Genomic DNA, 16,468 nt, shown 5'->3' with positions numbered 1-16,468 from the left:
ATGCTCGTCCTGCTCACCGTCGGCTGCGCCGCCGTCGGGGGCACGGCGGTCCTGGAACTCGGCGGATTCCTCACCGGCCGCCTCGACCAGCAACTGTCCGACACCGGCAGCGTGTTCGCGGCGAGCCTCGAACACAGCCGTACGGCCCACGACGACCACGACGGCGACGAACACGGCGACACCCGCCGACAGGCCACGGGCACCCTCGGCGTCCGCCTCGTGGACGGCGCCGTCACCAACGCCGCCGTGGTCCACGCCGACAGCTCCAGCAGCGCCCTGACGGTGGATCTGTCCACCGCGGACGCGCGCGCTCTCGCCGCTCTGCCTCCGAACGGTACGGGGCACAGCGTCGAGCTCTCCTCGCTCGGCGACTACCGCGTCGCGGCCTGGCCGGGACGCGACGGCGACGTCCTGCTCACCGGGTTCCCGCTGGAGCCCGTCGAGGCCGCCGTGCACCGCCTCGAACTCGTGGCCGCGATCGTCCTCGGCCTGGTGCTGATCGGTGCCGGGGTGGCCGGCGCCCTGTGGGTGCGCTGGTCGCTGCGCCCGCTCAGCCGGATCGCCTCCACGGCGACCCGGGTCAGCGAACTCCCGCTGGGCAGCGGCGAAGTAGCGCTGCCCGCGCGCGCTCCCGACACCCCTCCGCGCAGCCGAGAGGTCGACCAGGTCACCCACGCCCTCAACCGCATGCTGGGCCACGTCGAGAACGCCCTCACCCAGCGCCACCGCAGCGAGGAGCGGTTGCGCAGCTTCTCCGCCGACGCCAGCCACGAGCTGCGCACCCCCGTCGCCTCGGTGCGCGGCCACGCCGAACTCGCCCTGCTGCACCCGGGCCCCGTCCCGCCGGACATCACCCGTGCCCTGGAGCGCATCGCCGCCGAGTCGACCCGGATGGGCGCGATGGTCGACGACCTGCTCCTGCTCGCCCGCCTCGACGCGGGCCGCCCGCTGGAACGCGAGCAGGTGGACCTCACCCGGCTCGTCCTGGACGCCGTCGCCGACGCCCGCGCGGCAGGCCCCGGTCACCACTGGTCCCTGGAGCTGCCCGAGGAACCGATCACGATGTGCGGCGACGCGCACCGCCTCCAGCAGCTCCTCGCGAATCTCCTCGCCAACGCGCGCCTGCACACGCCGCCCGGCACCGACATCACCGTCCGGGCCGCATCAGGTGACGGCGGAGTACGGCTGACCGTCACGGACAATGGCCCCGGCATCCCGGCCGACCTGCGCGAGAACCTCTTCGAACGCTTCGTGCACGGAGACGGTCCGCGCGGCGAACACGGTGGTGGAACGGGCCTCGGCCTCTCGATCGTCGACGCCGTCGCCACCGCGCACGGCGGAACGGTGACCGTGACGACCGAGCCGGGCGCCACCACCTTCACCGTGCGCCTGGCCGACGGTGCCTGTTCGGACGACCAGGCCGGCAAGGGGGGACCTGCGCCGCACGGCAGGCGATGACGCCTCTCCAGGTCCATACCCCCGAACAGGGTTCGAGCCACTATTGCGGTGCCCACAAGGGGCGCAAGTGCTCCTGCATTCTCAGGGCACGCGCGAGCATCTCCACAGCGGACTCCGCCTGAGATTCGGCCCGCATGCGTGCCTCCTCCTGCAGTCGCCGGACCTCCTCCTGCATCTCGCGGGCTCGCTCGCTCGCCTCCCGAACCCACACAAGCAGCTTCTGGACGCGCTCGTGAGCCTCTCGGGTGGAGAACAAGGCATCCGCAAGACACGTATCTTCGGCATTCTGCACCGTCATCATGGCCATCTCTCCCAGCACCACCTCAGCGGACTGCGGGTTCGTCCACGTAGACCCTTTCGCAGCCCGTCTCGTCGCACAGCACGCCAAACGAAGAGGCGTCCTGGGCAGATCAGGGCAGGGAACATCCAGATTGCGAAGCCTCGGCGTGCGATCTCCCAGGGCCGGTAACGTGCACGGGAGAGAACTCGTCTGCCAGGCGCGCACCACTCCGCGGCACGAAAGAGGCACATAAGCAGCGGAGTTGTGGGGTGCCATACGAACGAGGACAGACATGAGCACGCTTCGATTCGACAGCGAGGACCTCGCGCTCACCGAGGAATTCCTCAGCAGGGCGTACACGAAGATGCGGATCGGCGGCACCGCCGAGCACACCAGGGCACAGGTTTCCCGGTACAGCGTCGGATCGACGAGCATCGACCGGCTCGAGTTCGACTACGACATGAGTCACGACGCCCGCCCCATCGGCAAGGTCTGTCTGGGGAACGTGCACGCGGGAAGCGAGGGTTACAGGGGTGTCATCCAGCACGCCCGCTACAACCTCATCATGTTCGACCCCACACTGCTGGACCAAGTTGCCGCCGTCCTCCCTGGCACCGGCTCCCAGCATGTCCGGCTGACCGGAGACCGCCCGGTCTCCCCCGCCGCAGGCCGCCATCTGCGACAGACCATCGCTTACCTACGCGACCACATGCTGGCCGAACCGGCGGTCCGCGACGTGCCGTTGATCGCGTCGTCGGCCTCCCAGCTCCTGGCCGCGCGTGTGCTCAACACCTTCCCGAACAATGCGCTCTCGCGTATCCCTGCAATACGCCTTCCGCAGTCACCTGAACACCACCCCGCTGGGCTACCTCCGCCAGGTCCGCCCCCCGCGGCAGTCCCTCTTCCAGGGCCCTTCCTGAACCCATGGATGGTCAAAGTGCCGGATCCGACGGCCCCACGATCGCCCGCAGCGCCGCAACGTGCCCGTGGTAGGCATCCTGGCCTCGCCGGGTCAGGTGAAGCCACACGCGCTGTCGGGTGTCGCGGACCGCTCTGCGCTGCCCGGCGTAGCCTGCGTCCATCAGCGCGGTGACATGTTTGCTCAACGCTGAGCCGGAGACGTCGAGTTGCTTTTGGACCAAGCCGAACTCCGCCTCGCCCGCGGTGTCCAGGAGGGCACAGATGCGCAGCCGGTTCGGGGCGTGGATGGTGGTGTCAAAGCCCTCCAGAGGGTCGCGGGATTCGGCGCTCACGAGGTCTTCCGGTGCAGGCGGACGAAGGCACCGTGGCAGCCGACGGACATGGCGGCACTGATCAGGGAGGCCGCGATGAGGCACACCGGACGTCCGGTGACGCGGAACGCGAACGGTGCCCCCAGCAGCAGCACGGGCAGGCCGACGGCGAGCGGCACGGTCGCCCGCTTCGGCAGCACGTCGAACCGCAGGGCCACCCCGGTCCTTGCGCGGCGAGCGAGCCCGCTCGGGTTCTGCTCCGTGCTGTTGATCGGAGAGTCGGGCGGCGGCCATCAATGCCGAGGGGGAGATCCAGTCGTCGCAGGAGGAACTCTCCGGCACGGTCAGTCAGTGCCCCATCCCCCGCATCGGATTCGCCCTGGACAGGATCGCGTTCGCCAATGCCTCGACCGGTTCGGTCCGCGCACGGGGGTTCGTGAGGAGCACCTGGTCGATCTCGCCGAGTTCCGGAAGGCCCGCACCGGGCGGGAGTTCGGCGAGGTCGCCCGGGGCCAGACTGTGCGTGAAGATGGCGATGCCGAGTCCGGCGCGAACCGCAGCGAGGACACCATTGACCCCCTGCACGGTGCACGTGACCCGATAGCGTCGGCCGACGGCGTCGAGTGCGCGGGCGGCGAGTGCACGGCTGAGGCTGGGGGCCTGGTAGACGATCAGCGGGACGGGACGGTCCGGTGTCACCTCGATGCCGGGGACGGACGCCCAGATGAGCCGGTCACGGCGGACCAGGCGCCCCTTCCCCTCCCCCGGTTCGGCCTTGACGAGCGCGATGTCGAGGTGCCCCGACTCGATGCGGCGCTGCAACGCCGGCCCCTGGGCGACCGTCAGCGCCAGGTCGATGCCCGGGTGAAGCTTGCGGAAGTCGCGCAGGACGGTGGGGACTTGAGTGAGGGCGATGTCGTCAGTGACGCCGAAGCGCAGTCGTCCGCTCAGCCCTGAGCCGGTGAAGTAGTCGACCGCTCGCTCGTGGGCGGAGATGATCGTCCGGGCGAAGTCCGCCATCGCCTCACCGTCGTCGGTCAGCGCGACGCTGCGCGTGTCGCGTACCAACAGGGGCCGGCCTGCGGCGTCTTCGAGTTTGCGGACGTGCTGGCTGACAGTGGGCTGCGCAAGGCCCAGCTGTGACGCGGCCCGGGTGAAGCTCAGGAGTTGCGCCACCGCGAGGAAGGTGCGCAGATGCTCAACGCTGTACATGCGGCCTGCCCCGTCCGTCTCACCCATTGAGGAACGCAATCACTGTAATAGCTTGGATTCCATTTCGAAATGACTCACAGGCGGTAACGATGGGGGCACACCGACTTCATGAGGTGACTGACCCGTGAACCGCCAGCCCGGTCCCGACGACCCGCTGCCCTCCGCCCCCTCCCCGACACATCGATCTCGCCACCCGCGCCGCGGCCATCTGTTCAGCTCGCTGCGGGAGCGGAACTACCGCTTCTTCTTCGCAGGCCGGCTCCTCGTCAACACCGGTACCTGGGTGCAGCGGATTGCGCAGGACTGGCTCGTACTGACCCTCACCGACAGCGCCACCGCGGTGGGCATCACCACGGCGCTGCAGTTTCTGCCCACGCTCCTGTTCGGTCTCACCGGAGGCTGGATCGCGGACCGCTGGCCCAAACGCCGCGTGCTGCTCATCACCCAGTCGGCCATGGGCCTCACCGCTGCCGCCCTCGCCGGCTTCACCCTCAGCGGCCAGGTGACCGTATGGCACGTCTACCTCATCGCCTGCGCGCTCGGCACCGCGACCGCCATCGACGAACCGGCCCGGCAGGCCTTCGTCAACGAGGTCGTCGGACCACACAACCTGCGCAACGCCATCGGGCTCAACGCCTCCGCCTGGCAGATCGGTGCCCTCATCGGACCCGCGCTCAGCGGCGCCCTCATGGCGAGCGTCGGCGCGGGCTACGCCTTCGCCATCAACGCACTCACCTACCTCGCACCACTCGGTTCGCTCCTCCTGATCCGCCCCCACGAGTTGCACCGGTCGAGCACGCCCCCGACGTCCGACCGCCGCCTGCGAGAAGGGCTCCGCCACCTCACCGAGAACCGCGCCCTGCTGTGGCCGATTCTCCTGGTGGGTGCGTTCGGGCTGTTCACCATCAGCCTTCCGGTGACGCTCGCCTCCTACGCGAAGTCCGTCCTGCACACCGATGCAGGCGGCTACGGGCTGCTCAGCGCCACCACAGCGGCCGGCGCCCTTGTGGGTGCGCTCCTTGCCGCGCACCGCCCGCACAGCACTCAACGCGCCCTGTTCAGCATCGGCGGAACACTCGCCGTGCTCTACATGGGAGCGTCGCTGACCACCAGTCCATGGGCCCTGGCGGCTTTCCTGGCCCCGATGGGTGCCATGACGACCCTGCTCAACACCTCGACCAACACCGCCGTGCAGGTCGGTGCACCCGAGGCGTTCCGCGGCCGGCTCATGGGCGCGTATGTCCTCGTGTTCGTCGGCAGCGGCGCCGTCGGCGGCCCTCTGCTCGGCGCCGTCAACCAGACATTCGGGCCCCGCACAGCGCTGTTGGTGGCGGGAGCCGTACCCGCGATCTGCGCCACGGTCCTCTGGCTCACGCGTCCTTCGAAGCGAATGCCGTCCGCCTCCCTGACCTTCCACCGCTCCCGGGTGGTTGCTCGCTCGACGCACCAGGTGCGACCACAAGGGAGGAAGTTCGGGTAGATCACCCCTGCCTGCGCAGACAGGCCGAGACGACTACTCCAGAGGTAAGGGGACGCGGTCGCAAGTGGATCCGCCCCTCATGGCTGTCCCGGAACAGAGCGGGAGTGGTGGCCGGCAGCTGTGAGCAGGGTTTGCATGAGGCGGACAGCGCGGTCGATGGCGGCCGGCTGGCCGACCACCACGGGCGTCCATTCCAGCGCGGTGGCGAGCTGGACGAGGATGTCGAGGGTCTCCGTGCCGGATTCTTCGGGGAGTTGGATGCCGGCGTCGTCGAGCGCGGCCTTGAACCCTTGGTGGAGGGACCGGGCGACAGCCCCGTCCTGGGCCATCAACACGCGCAGGGCCGGGCCGGGCTCGCGGACGGCGAAGTCGCACAGCGGCTGGTAGTCGCTGGTGAGCTGCATGAAGGCCCGGATGGTGCCGAGCGCCCTGGGGACTCCTGCGCCGCGGGCACGGGCGAGGGTGTGACGGAAGGTGTGGTCGGACATGGCGGCCAGGACGGAACCGATGAGTTCTTCCCGGTCGCCGACCCAGCGGTAGAGGGTCGTTCGGCCGATGCCGAGGCGTTCGGCGAGCACACGCATGTCGAGGCGCTCGCCACGGTCGAACATCCGGCGAGCCACCTCAAGGGCGTCTGCGGCGGTGGCGCGCCGGAAGGCGACGGGAGTGTCGTGAGCGGGGGCAGCGGGATGGGTGGCGTGGGTGCTCTCGGCCATCCTCCGACCCCTCCGATGCCGTCGTGCGCGGGCTGCCGTCGCGGAGCGGAGCCTCGGCAAGGTCAGCTTGTCACCTTCGCCGAGGCTCCTTCAACCGCGCCCGTCCGCCTCCCGGAGGGCACGGGCCGCCGCGGAGCGGTCAGCGGCCGTGCCGGCCGGAGCAGCCGTCGGCCTCGAAGGCGTCGGGGGTGGTGTAGGTCCCGGTGGGGAGGTAGCGGCCCATGACGGCGCTCTCGTCGCCGGGGACACCGGTGTTCTGCACGGCGTGCGTGAAGTGCCGGGCAGGCATCATGTTCCGCAGCAACAGCAGTGCGTCGTCGGGATGGCCCGCCCCGTCCCCCCTCTCGGGCCAGGCGATCCAGCCGACCCCGCACGCGACGGTCGCGTTGCTCGGCCGATCCTGCGGGAGGCTGACGACCAGGGTGTAGTCACCGGCGGCGTCGGCCGGCACCTGCTCGTCGTCGATGCAGGAGTCGTCGCCCTCCACCCGTGTGGTGTGTGCCTCGTACGCGCACAGGGACCAGTAGCGCAGCTGGGCCGGTCGCATGAACGGCACGCGGTGCTGGGTGCGCGGCGTGGTGGGCATCCTGCCGCGCAGGACCAGGACGGGGCCCAGGGCTCGGTTGGCGAACCCGTTGAGGTAGGCGTTGTCGAGATTGGAGTACTGGCCGGGTGCGCGCACGGGATTCGGCGGGCAGTTGCCGTAGTAGGTGCATTGGAGGTTCCAGCTCGCGTTGTACGAGGCTCGCCACAGCAGCGGGTCCCGTGCGGGGAATCCGAGGGGTTTGCCGGGCTGGTCCCGGTCCGTGAGGTAGTCGCTGAGGGAGCGGAGCTTCGGCGCGACCGGGGTGGTGGAGACGTGCAGGCTGTCGCAGAGGGCGCGGCCGGTCAGCACGGTGCCGTCGGCGAGGGTGAGTTCGGGGGTGGGCAGGCCCACCCCGCCCGTGGCATCGCGCCCCTTGTCCGGTACGTAGATGCGGTAGAACAGCACCTGCTTCGCCGGGTCGTTCCGGCTGCCGTAGAGGGTGTTCGGAGCCTGTTGCGAGGGATCGTCCGGGGCACGGTCGGCGGACACGTGAACCGTCCAGTCGCGGTGCGGCAGCGTCCTCGGCGCGCCGGGCAGGAACGGATTGGTGGAGCCGGGGTCGGGCTGGATCCGGACGTCGTTCAGGGCGGCGCTGGGCGTCGCGGCGACGGCGTCGTAGGTGTTGAGCGACTGGTAACGGGCGTGCGGATACCGTCCCTTGAAGGTCAGGCGGGCGTCGGCGGGGATGGTGTACTGGCTGGTCCAGTAGGCGGCGTTGGTGTCCAGGTAGGCGATGTTGAACCGGTCCTCGGCGTGGCTGTAGGGGCCGACCCAGAAGCACGAGGAGTTCTGCTGCGCGGGTTCCGCAGCGGTCGGGGGCCTGTCGGCGACGGCCTGGCCCGCGGTGGCGGGCGCGGCCATCAGGCCGAGGGCAGTGGCCGTCGCAGTGACGGCGAGGCGGCGTCGGCCCGGCGGGCGGGGACGTCGGAGCAGGGCGCGCATGCGGCTTCCTCGGGATCGTGTCGGTCGTGCGGCGGGCAGAGGGAAGAGCGCGGTCCAAAGCGGCGGGCACGGGCCGGCCACGGGCCGCGGCGGCCGTGCCGCGGTTCCGGCGCGGCCCCGCGGGCATCAGTGGACGGCGGTGCCCATGGCCTCGAAGGCCTCGGTGGTGGTGTAGCGACCGGTGGGCAGGTAGGGGCCCATGACGGATGCTTCGTCGCCGGGCACCTCGGTGTCCTGGGCGGCGTGGTGGAAGCCGGCCGACGGCAGCATGTTCCGGATGAGCAGCATGGTGTCGTCCAGGTGGCCCGCTCCGTCTCCGCGCGGGGACAGCGTGAGCCAGTTGACCCCGTTCGCGGCGGTCGCGTTGGCCGGCCGGTCCTCGGGCAGGCTCAGGGCGATGGTGTAGTTCCCCTCGACGTCCGTGACCAGCTGCTCGTCGTACAGACAGGCCACGCCCCGGGTGGTCGCGTAGCTCTCGTTGGAGCAGATCGACCAGTACCGCATGTCGGGGTTGCCGCGCATGAAGGGGTCGCGCCGAACCGTGGCCGGGGTGACCGGCAGCTTGCCCCGCAGTACGAGGACCTTGCCCAAGGCTCGGCTGGCGTAAGCGGAGACGTACTGGTTGTCCTTGTTGGAGTACTGCCCGCCCGACCGCGGCGGCGTGCCCGAGCACTTGCCCTGGTACACGCAGCCGACGGCGAACGGGGAGTTGTAGTAGGCGCGCCAGACCGGGGTCGGGTCCGCGGGGAAGCCGACCGGCTTGCCCGGCTGGTCCCGCAGCGCCTGATAGGTGCTCGGCGGCAGGTGGGTCACCGGCGGCTGGGTCTGCTGCTGGGCCTGGACCGCATCGCACACCGCGCGTCCGGTGACCGTTCTTCCGTCGGCGAGGTGAAGGGTCGGCCGGGGCAGCCCGACGCCGCCGGTGGCGTCCTTGCCGCGGTCGGGCAGGTAGACCCGGTAGGCCAGCACCACCTGCTGCTGGCCGGGGACGCCCGCGTAGAGGGTGTTGGGTGCGCGGTCGGCCGGATCGGCGGGGGGCTGCTCGCCGACCAGTTGCGCCGTGTAGGAACGGTGGCCGTTCCCGGCGCGCAGCGCGTTGGGGAGGTACGGATTGCGCGATCCCGGGTCCGGCGCGGTGGAGACGTCGTTGAGGGCGTCGGTCGGGCCGTGCGTCTCGCTGTTGTAGCTGTTCAGCGACTGGTACCGGGCGTGTGCGAACGCGCCGTCGAAGGTCAGGCGCGCGCCGTGGGGCAGGGTGAAGTCGGCGCCCCAGTAACGGGCCCCGGAATCGGGGAACGCGTAGTTGTCGTCCGAGTCGACGATGCGGCTGGTGGGGCCGAACCAGAAGCAGGCGGCCGCTGCTGCGCCCGAGTCCGCCGAGCCGGACCGCTCGGCAGCCTCGACGGGTCGGGTGAGCGGCGGGAAGGAAGTGATGCCGAGTGCGAGTGCAGCGGCGATGACGCCGAGCCCGGTCAGCCGTGAGCGCATGGAGGTGCCTTCCACAAGTCGGTGTGGCGGATGGGGTGTTGAAGGAAGTGGCACGGACGCTAGATCCCGTTCGGAACACTCGTCAATAATGTTTCACTCGGGATCTTCTGAAGATTTGTTCCAACTGGTGGCGGGCACAGAAACGCACGCCACGGCACGCCGCGGGACCCTCCGGATCACTGGCGCGCCTAACGTGAAGCCGTGACATCCACGAACTCCGAGGGCCGCATCTCCCAGATGTGGAACGCCGCCCTCCTGGCCGTCGTCGGCGCCTCCCTGGTCACCCAGCTCGTCCTGACGCTCACCGGCGGCCGGGACGCGAACTCCGGCGCCACCAACGCCGGCGTCCCCACGCTCACCCGACTGGTCCGGCTCGCCAGCTACTTCACGATCGAGAGCAACGTGCTGGTGGCCGTCTGCTGCGTCACCCTCCTGCTGGGCCCGGGCCGCGACGGCCGCGTGTGGCGGGTCCTCCGCCTCGACACCTTGCTGGGGATCGCCATCACCGGCCTGGTCTTCGCCGTCCTACTGGCCCCGAAGGTCCACCTCCACGGTCTGGCCCTGGCCGTCACCATCGGACTGCACGGCATCGCACCCGTCGCGACCCTGGTCGGCTGGCTGCTGTTCGGCCCCTGGCCCCGCATCGACCTGCCCACCGTCGGCCGGGCCTTCCTCTGGCCGGCCGCCTGGCTGGGCTACACACTCGCCCACGGCGCCGCCACCGACTGGTATCCCTATCCGTTCCTGGACGTGACCGAACTCGGCTACCCACGGGCCCTGATCAACATTGCCGGTGTCCTCGCCGTCGCGCTCCTCCTCTCCTTCCTGCTGATGCGGGCCGACGCGGCACTCGCGCGCCGCCACCGCCGCGGCATCGGCGAACATTAGCATTGTGCTAATCAAGCGCAACCGTTGTTCGCGTCCCGGACTCCGTCAGCCAGCCTCGGTCCGCCGCGTGCCAGCCCAGTTGCAGCCGATTCGTGGCACCGACCACCTTCATCATGCGGCTCACCCGCCGCTGCAGGGTGCGCAGGCCGATGCCCAGTTGCTTGGCGGCGCTGGAGTCGCTGTGTCCGGTGAGCATCAAGGAGAGCACCGCACGGTCCACCCCGTCGGCATCCGCTGCCGCGTCGTCCCGGCCGAGGACCAGGGGCGGAGCCTGCCGCCACACCGTGTCGAAGAGGCCGGCCAGCAGGCCGAGCAGTGCACTGCCGTGCACCAGGAACGCGGCGGGCCGCTGCTCCACCGGCTCGACCGGGGTCATCGCCACCGCTCCGTCGGCGATCAGGAGCCTGCCCGGCAGCCGGTCGACCACACGCACCTCCTCCCCCCGCTCCAGCGCCGCCCGGAGCTGGCCGAACACGTCGGGGCGGGCCAGCGCCGTGCGTTCCACGACGACCCGGTAGCGCACACCACGCGCCGCCGCCTCGTGCTCCGCGGTGTTCTCCGCTCCGGACACCACCGTGGGCTGCGCGCTGACGAACGCACACACCTCCCGCTCCGCCTCGAGCTGCAACTGCCGGAAGCGCGCGGCCAGCGCCTCCGCGCCCACGACGAGCTCCATGGTCCTGTGGAGCTGGGGTGCATCGCTCGCCGACCGGAACTCCGCTGCGAGCCGGTCGGCTTCCGTCTCCGCCCGAGTCAGGTCCAGCCGGTGCCGCGCGGTCAGCGCCCGGATGGCATCGCGGGGCGGAAGGACCTCCCACCCGGGCACGCCGGCGTCCGCCCCCGTGACAAGCCCCATCCGCTCCAATCGGCGCAGGGCTCGGGCCACGAGGCCGGCGGGCAGCGCGAGCCGAGCGGCGAGGGTGGGCACGTCGCTCACGCGGTGGGTCAACAGGTGCCGGTAGATGCGCTCTTGGGAGGAGTCGAGACCGATCGCCTGGAACATACGGGGTTTCCTTCGCTGGGCTTCACGGGCCGACCCGGTGGCGGGGTTCGGCCATGGCGGTAAGTCGACGGACCGCATCACCCCTGCCCGGGCAGGCGTTCTGCGACGGTGGACCGTACCGGAATCTCCGGCAGCCGGCGTCCGCGGCACCGAGCACATCACAACGCCGCGCACCCTCCCGTGTCGAGCAGCGCGCCCTTCCCGCCGGGACCGATCCCATGACGCGCCCACTCCCCCAGCCCTCAGCCACGCCACTCCACGGAGGAACACGGTCGCGCCGTCGCGTACCGTGAGCCACCGGATCGGCGAGGCGAACAGGTGGTCAAGGTGGCGGTTTCGGCAGACGGGAAGGGCGGAGAGGCCAAGGAACCCGGTACGCGACGCGGCAGGGCCACCATGGACAGCGAAGCGACCGGGCGGATGCTGGAGCAGGCCGCCCTGGACCTCATCGACCGTGACGGCGTACTCGCGGGCCTCAACCTGCGCGAGGTCGCCGACCGGGCCGGGGTCAACCGCGGCCTCGTCTACCACTACTTCGGTTCCCGCCGCGACCTGCTGCGCGCGGCGCTGCAGCGCACCGCCGCCGAGCGCCGCACTCAGCTCCTCGTCGAGGACGGACCGCACCGCTTCGGCGACCGGATGACACGGGCGGTGCGCGGCTGTCTTCGGTACGTGACCTCCATCCGCCTCGTGCTTCTCCTTCTGCTCGACGGCGACCCGAAGCTCAAGGTCATGCCGCACCGGGACACCACGCAGGACCGGCTGAAGGGCGACATCGCCGCCGGATACGTCGCGGCGGACGTGGACCCCGTCGCTCTGCACACCTTCCTCAAGTCCGTCAACTACGGCTATATCCTCGCGCGTTCGGCACACGCCAAGGAGTTCGGTATCGGCGTGCGGGAACTGGACGAGCGGTTCGTCGCCCTGCTGGAGCGCATGTGCGCGAGCCTGGACGGTCCGGCGGTCACCGCACAGCCGCAGCACGGACCCGCATCGCAGGACGACTCACCTCGCTGAGATCCACGGTCCACCCGGTCCGCCCGGCCCGCGCCAACCGATCCGCACCACCCGATCCGCCCGGCCCGCACCGGCCGGCCCGCACCGGCCGGCCCGCACCGGCCGGGCATGCCAGCGGTGGCGGCTCCGTGCCGTGGCAGAACCCCGCCACCCACGAACCGTTGCCGCACCACGGCACCACACGCTTCGCTCTGTCACGTCCACGTCGGCACACCGCCCGCTCTTGACGTAACGCTAAATTCCGCGGGCCGGGTGCGCCGGACGTCACGGCTGTCGGTTCGGCCCGTCCGTCCCGTACGGCCACTCAACTGCACGACGTGTAAGGAGTGTTCGTGTCCCGAGACAACAGAGCGGTCAGACGGGTGATCCCCGTCGACGGCTCACGCTGCCGACCGGCGTGCCTGGCGACCGTGGGCATGGTGGGCGCCGCCCTCACCCTTGCCCTCGTTCCGGCCGCCCACGCCCACGACGGCATCCCGGCCCTGCCCGTCATCGCGGGAAAGAAGGCGGCCACGCCCGCCAGGACCCTGACACTGGTCACGGGAGACAAGCTCCAGGTGACCACGGACCCGCAGGGACGGCCGAGCGTCGTCGCCCTGCCCCGACCGGGCCGTCCGGCACCGGCCCTGAACGTCGTGACCAGCGACGACGGCCACGTGCACGTCACCCCCGAGACCGCGGAACCACTGATCGCAGCCGGCCGGCTCGACCCCGGCCTGTTCGACGTCACCCAACTCCTCACGTTCGGCTTCGACGACAAGACCTCGCCCGACATCCCGCTCATCGCCACCTACGGCAAGAACTCCAAGTCCTTCGCCGCCCCCGACGGCGCCCGGAAGGTCCGCAGGCTCGACCGGCTGCGCACGGCCACCTTCCGTACGGACAAGTCCGACGCCGACACGTTCTGGAACGGCATCCGGCAGTCCGGCGACCGGCTCGCCGACGGCATGACCAAGCTGTGGCTCGACAAACCGGTCAAGGCCACCGACGTCGACTGGAACGTCTCCCGCATCCAGGCGCCCGACGCCTGGGCCGCGGGGCTCGACGGCAAGGGTGTTCCCGTCGCCGTCCTGGACACCGGAGTCGACTCCACCCATCCCGACCTCGCCGGCCGGATCAAGGAGACCAGGAACTTCACCGACGAGGCCGGCGCCGTCGACGGCCACGGCCACGGCACCCACGTCGCCGCGACCATCGCGGGCAGCGGAACCGCGAGCGACGGCCGGCACAAGGGCGTCGCCCCGGCCTCCGACCTCTACATCGGCAAGGTGCTCGACAACGCGGGACAGGGCACCGACTCCGAGGTCCTGGCAGGCATGGACTGGGCCGCGCACTCCGGAGCGAAGATCGTCAGCATGTCGCTCGGCGGCGCGGGCGGAGCCGACGGAACCGACCCCCTGAGCCAGGCCGTGAACAGCCTGTCCGCGGAGACCGGAACCCTCTTCGTGATCGCCGCGGGCAACTCCGGATCGAGCCCGGACACCGTCGGCGCTCCGGGAGCCGCCGCCGACGCCCTCACCGTGGGCGCCGTCGACGCGGACGGCAGGATCGCCGGCTTCTCCAGTCGCGGCCCCCTCAAGGACGGCCGCTTCAAGCCGGACGTCACGGCCCCCGGCGTGAACATCGTCTCGGCGCGCGCCACCGGCACGTCCATGGGCCGCCCGGTCGACGACCGCTACACAGCCGCCGACGGCACGTCGATGGCCACCCCGCACGTCGCCGGCGCCGCCGCGATCGTGGCCCAGGCCCACCCCGACTGGACCGGACAGCAGATCAAGGCCGCCCTCGTCGGAACCGCCGAACCCGGCCAGGAGGGCGTGTTCACCGACGGCAGCGGCGAGATACGCGCCAAGCGAGCCACCGACGCGAAGGTGCTCGCGAGCCCGGCCACCCTGAACTTCCCCGTGGTCAGCGCCGAACAGACGGACACACTGTCCCGGGAGATCACGTACACCAACACCACGGAAAGCCCGGTCGGCCTGAACCTGGCAGCGGACTTCACCGTCGGCGGGCAGCCCGCCGCGGACGGCGCCTTCACGCTCTCCGACAGCCGGATCACACTCCCCGCGAAGGGCACCGCCACAGCCACGCTGACCCTGGATGCGGCCAAGGCCCCGTCCGGCACCTACTCAGGCGCTGTCACCGCCACCGCCGACAGCGGCGTCACGGTGCGCACCCCCTCCGCCGTGTTCAAGGACACCCCGCGCGCCACGATCAACCTGCCGGTCACCCGGCACGACGGCGGCCACGACGCCATCGGGGGCAAGATCCAGGTGTTCGCCGAGGACAAGGGCGGCAAGAACTCCGACTACGAGATCACGCCGGGCCGACAGCCCCAACTGCGCCTGGCGCCCGGTCACTACACCATCATCGCGCAACTGCTGGGCCACAACTCGTCGGGCACCGTCGTCGAACGCTCCATGGTCGGTGACACCAACATCGCGGCCAAGGCCGGCGACACCATCACCGTGCCGCTCGACGCCTCCAAGGCCCGCAAGGTCGACCTGCGCGGCGAGCGGACGGGCGAGGTGCGCTACCGCGAGTTCGGCTGGTACCGCTCGGTCTTCGACCCGGACTCCTCCGCCCGCTTCGCCAGCTCGCGCTTCATCATCCCCGACCAGTGGAACGAGAACGTCTACCTCGGCGCCCTGTCGGCAGGGTCCCGCGGCTCCTTCCAGTGGTCGGAGCGGGCCACCTGGTACCGCCAGGACGTGACCGCCCGGATCCTCGGCGGCCCCGGCTTCGCCCCGCAGCCGGTCTGGGGCGCACCCGCCGCGCGCGGCGAGCACCGCTACCGCGTCGTTCCCGTCGGCAAGGCGACGGCCACCGACCTCGCGGGCAAGGACCTCAAGGGTGCCATCGCCCTGCTCGACACCATCCCGGACACCACGTACGCCGCCCAGACATCCGCGCTGAAGGCTGCGGGCGCCGCAGCCGTACTGATCTCGGGCCCCGACAACACCCTCTACCAGGACATGCAGTTCACCTCGGCGCTGCCCGCCTACACGGTCACCAAGGCGGAAGCCGACCGGCTGGGCCGCGCCCGCACCCGGGTGAGCATCGACTACGCGCCGGACAGCCCGTACCTGTACGACCTGGTCATCGGTGGCCAGAACAGCGGCACCGACAAGGTGACGCACACGGCCAAGGACACGGAGATGGCACGGTACGACGCGGACTACCACTCCACGAACGGCAGCACAATGCTGGGCAACACCGCCCGGCTCGCCGCCCACGGCTCGGTGATCCGCACCAGCGGATACGCCGAGCAGATCCAACTTCCCCTCAAACGAACCGAGTTCCTCATGCCGGACACCCACTGGACCCGCATGATGGTCTTCTCCCACGTGGGCGGCACGAAGGTCAACAACACGTTCCAGCCCGCCGACACCTCCCCGAAGCCGGGCGCCCGCTCGCACGAGGACTGGCTCCGGCCCGGCATCGCCCCCTTCGTCGGCAACGGCGTTCTCGCCCGGCTCAGCCCCACCATGCTCCGCATCAACGCGCGCACCTGGGGGGACAGCTCCGGTTCCCACTTCGCGGGACCCAACAACGGCGCCGACATCGTGAACACCAAGTGGTACCGCAACGACGAACTCGTCGGCGGCGGGCCCGCGTTCGAGATCTTCGGACTGCCCACCGTGGCCGAATCGGCGACCTACCGCCTGGAGACGGAGGCCAGGCGGGAGAACCAGCCCACCTGGGGCTACTCCACCCACGTGGCCACCACCTGGGAGTTCAAGGCCGACGCGAGCACCGACCCCGACCTGCCCGCCCCTCGCTACGACATCCCCACCGACGACTACGGCAAGGTGCCCGGCGGCAAGGAACTGCAGTTCACCCTCGCGACCGGGAACCACCCCACGTCAGCCGAACTCTCCTACTCCGTCGACGCCGGCACCACATGGAAGAAGGCGAGCGTCACCCACCGCGCCGACGGCACCTGGACGGTGACCCTGCGCCTGCCCAAGGCGGAGGACACCGAGAACAGCAAGGTCTCCCTGCGTCTGCGCGGCGCCAACGACGCCGGTGACACCGTCACGCAGACGGTCACCGACGCCTTCGGCCTCAGATAGCGGAGCGGCAGACCGCGGTCCCGGTTCCACGACACCGTCCCGGCCGGTGCGGAACGGGTGGGAGTACGCAGACAGCGCGGCCGCCCCGTC

Annotated in this window: 12 protein-coding genes; 5 read left to right on the top strand and 7 right to left on the bottom strand. The window is 70.7% G+C overall.

Features of this window, described 5'->3' with window-relative positions; translation table 11 throughout:
- Positions 1–1,458: a sensor histidine kinase gene (locus RBJ77_RS34265; RefSeq protein ID WP_372348629.1), complete on the top strand. Its 1,458-nt coding sequence runs from the start codon at positions 1–3 to the stop codon at positions 1,456–1,458.
- Between the two features lie 1,212 nt (positions 1,459–2,670).
- Here the strand turns inward: RBJ77_RS34265 and RBJ77_RS34260 are convergent.
- The 3 genes from RBJ77_RS34260 to RBJ77_RS34250 all read right to left on the bottom strand — a co-directional run bounded on the left by RBJ77_RS34260 (position 2,671) and on the right by RBJ77_RS34250 (position 4,182).
- Positions 2,671–2,991: a transcriptional regulator gene (locus tag RBJ77_RS34260; protein ID WP_372348538.1), complete on the bottom strand. Its 321-nt coding sequence runs from the start codon at positions 2,989–2,991 to the stop codon at positions 2,671–2,673.
- Positions 2,988–3,188, bottom strand: a complete 201-nt coding sequence (locus tag RBJ77_RS34255) for a hypothetical protein (RefSeq protein ID WP_372348537.1) — start codon at positions 3,186–3,188, stop codon at positions 2,988–2,990. The genes RBJ77_RS34260 and RBJ77_RS34255 overlap by 4 nt, the downstream gene beginning before the upstream one ends.
- A 130-nt stretch (positions 3,189–3,318) precedes the next feature.
- Complete coding sequence (locus RBJ77_RS34250) at positions 3,319–4,182, bottom strand: LysR family transcriptional regulator (protein ID WP_372348536.1); 864 nt, start codon at positions 4,180–4,182, stop codon at positions 3,319–3,321.
- 124 nt (positions 4,183–4,306) lie between these two features.
- Between RBJ77_RS34250 and RBJ77_RS34245 the strand changes: the two genes are divergently transcribed.
- Complete coding sequence (locus tag RBJ77_RS34245) at positions 4,307–5,662, top strand: MFS transporter (RefSeq protein WP_372348535.1); 1,356 nt, start codon at positions 4,307–4,309, stop codon at positions 5,660–5,662.
- A gap of 77 nt (positions 5,663–5,739) precedes the next feature.
- Here RBJ77_RS34245 and RBJ77_RS34240 read toward each other — a convergent pair whose 3' ends face one another.
- From RBJ77_RS34240 to RBJ77_RS34230, 3 genes are all read right to left on the bottom strand, one after another.
- On the bottom strand, positions 5,740–6,378 hold the full coding sequence (locus RBJ77_RS34240) for a QsdR family transcriptional regulator (protein WP_372348534.1): 639 nt from the start codon (positions 6,376–6,378) through the stop codon (positions 5,740–5,742).
- 139 nt (positions 6,379–6,517) lie between these two features.
- Complete coding sequence (locus RBJ77_RS34235; protein ID WP_372348533.1) at positions 6,518–7,906, bottom strand: hypothetical protein; 1,389 nt, start codon at positions 7,904–7,906, stop codon at positions 6,518–6,520.
- Positions 7,907–8,032: 126 nt separating this feature from the next.
- Entirely contained in the window at positions 8,033–9,394 is a 1,362-nt protein-coding gene (locus tag RBJ77_RS34230) for a hypothetical protein (protein ID WP_372348532.1), read from the bottom strand.
- Between the two features lie 201 nt (positions 9,395–9,595).
- Here RBJ77_RS34230 and RBJ77_RS34225 point away from each other — a divergent pair, with 201 nt between their 5' ends.
- A complete protein-coding gene (locus tag RBJ77_RS34225) occupies positions 9,596–10,282 on the top strand; it encodes a Pr6Pr family membrane protein (RefSeq protein WP_372348531.1) in 687 nt (228 codons plus the stop codon).
- 7 nt (positions 10,283–10,289) lie between these two features.
- Here the strand turns inward: RBJ77_RS34225 and RBJ77_RS34220 are convergent, their stop codons facing one another.
- Complete coding sequence (locus tag RBJ77_RS34220) at positions 10,290–11,363, bottom strand: helix-turn-helix transcriptional regulator (protein ID WP_372348530.1); 1,074 nt, start codon at positions 11,361–11,363, stop codon at positions 10,290–10,292.
- Positions 11,364–11,612: 249 nt separating this feature from the next.
- Here RBJ77_RS34220 and RBJ77_RS34215 point away from each other — a divergent pair, with 249 nt between their 5' ends.
- Together RBJ77_RS34215 and RBJ77_RS34210 are read left to right on the top strand one after the other, a co-directional pair.
- Positions 11,613–12,302 (top strand): TetR/AcrR family transcriptional regulator, encoded by a 690-nt coding sequence (locus RBJ77_RS34215; protein WP_372348529.1) that lies wholly within the window; start codon positions 11,613–11,615, stop codon positions 12,300–12,302.
- A 332-nt stretch (positions 12,303–12,634) separates the two neighbouring features.
- Positions 12,635–16,378 carry a S8 family peptidase gene (locus tag RBJ77_RS34210; protein WP_372348528.1) on the top strand — a complete coding sequence of 1,248 codons (3,744 nt, stop codon included), beginning with the start codon at positions 12,635–12,637 and terminating at the stop codon, positions 16,376–16,378.
- Positions 16,379–16,468: the final 90 nt, after the last annotated feature.

Source organism: Streptomyces sp. KL116D (assembly GCF_030766975.1).
Classification (GTDB): Bacteria; Actinomycetota; Actinomycetes; order Streptomycetales; family Streptomycetaceae; genus Streptomyces; species Streptomyces longispororuber_A.
Note: the sequence above shows the minus strand (reverse complement) of the source record. Positions and strands in the feature narration are given on the sequence as shown.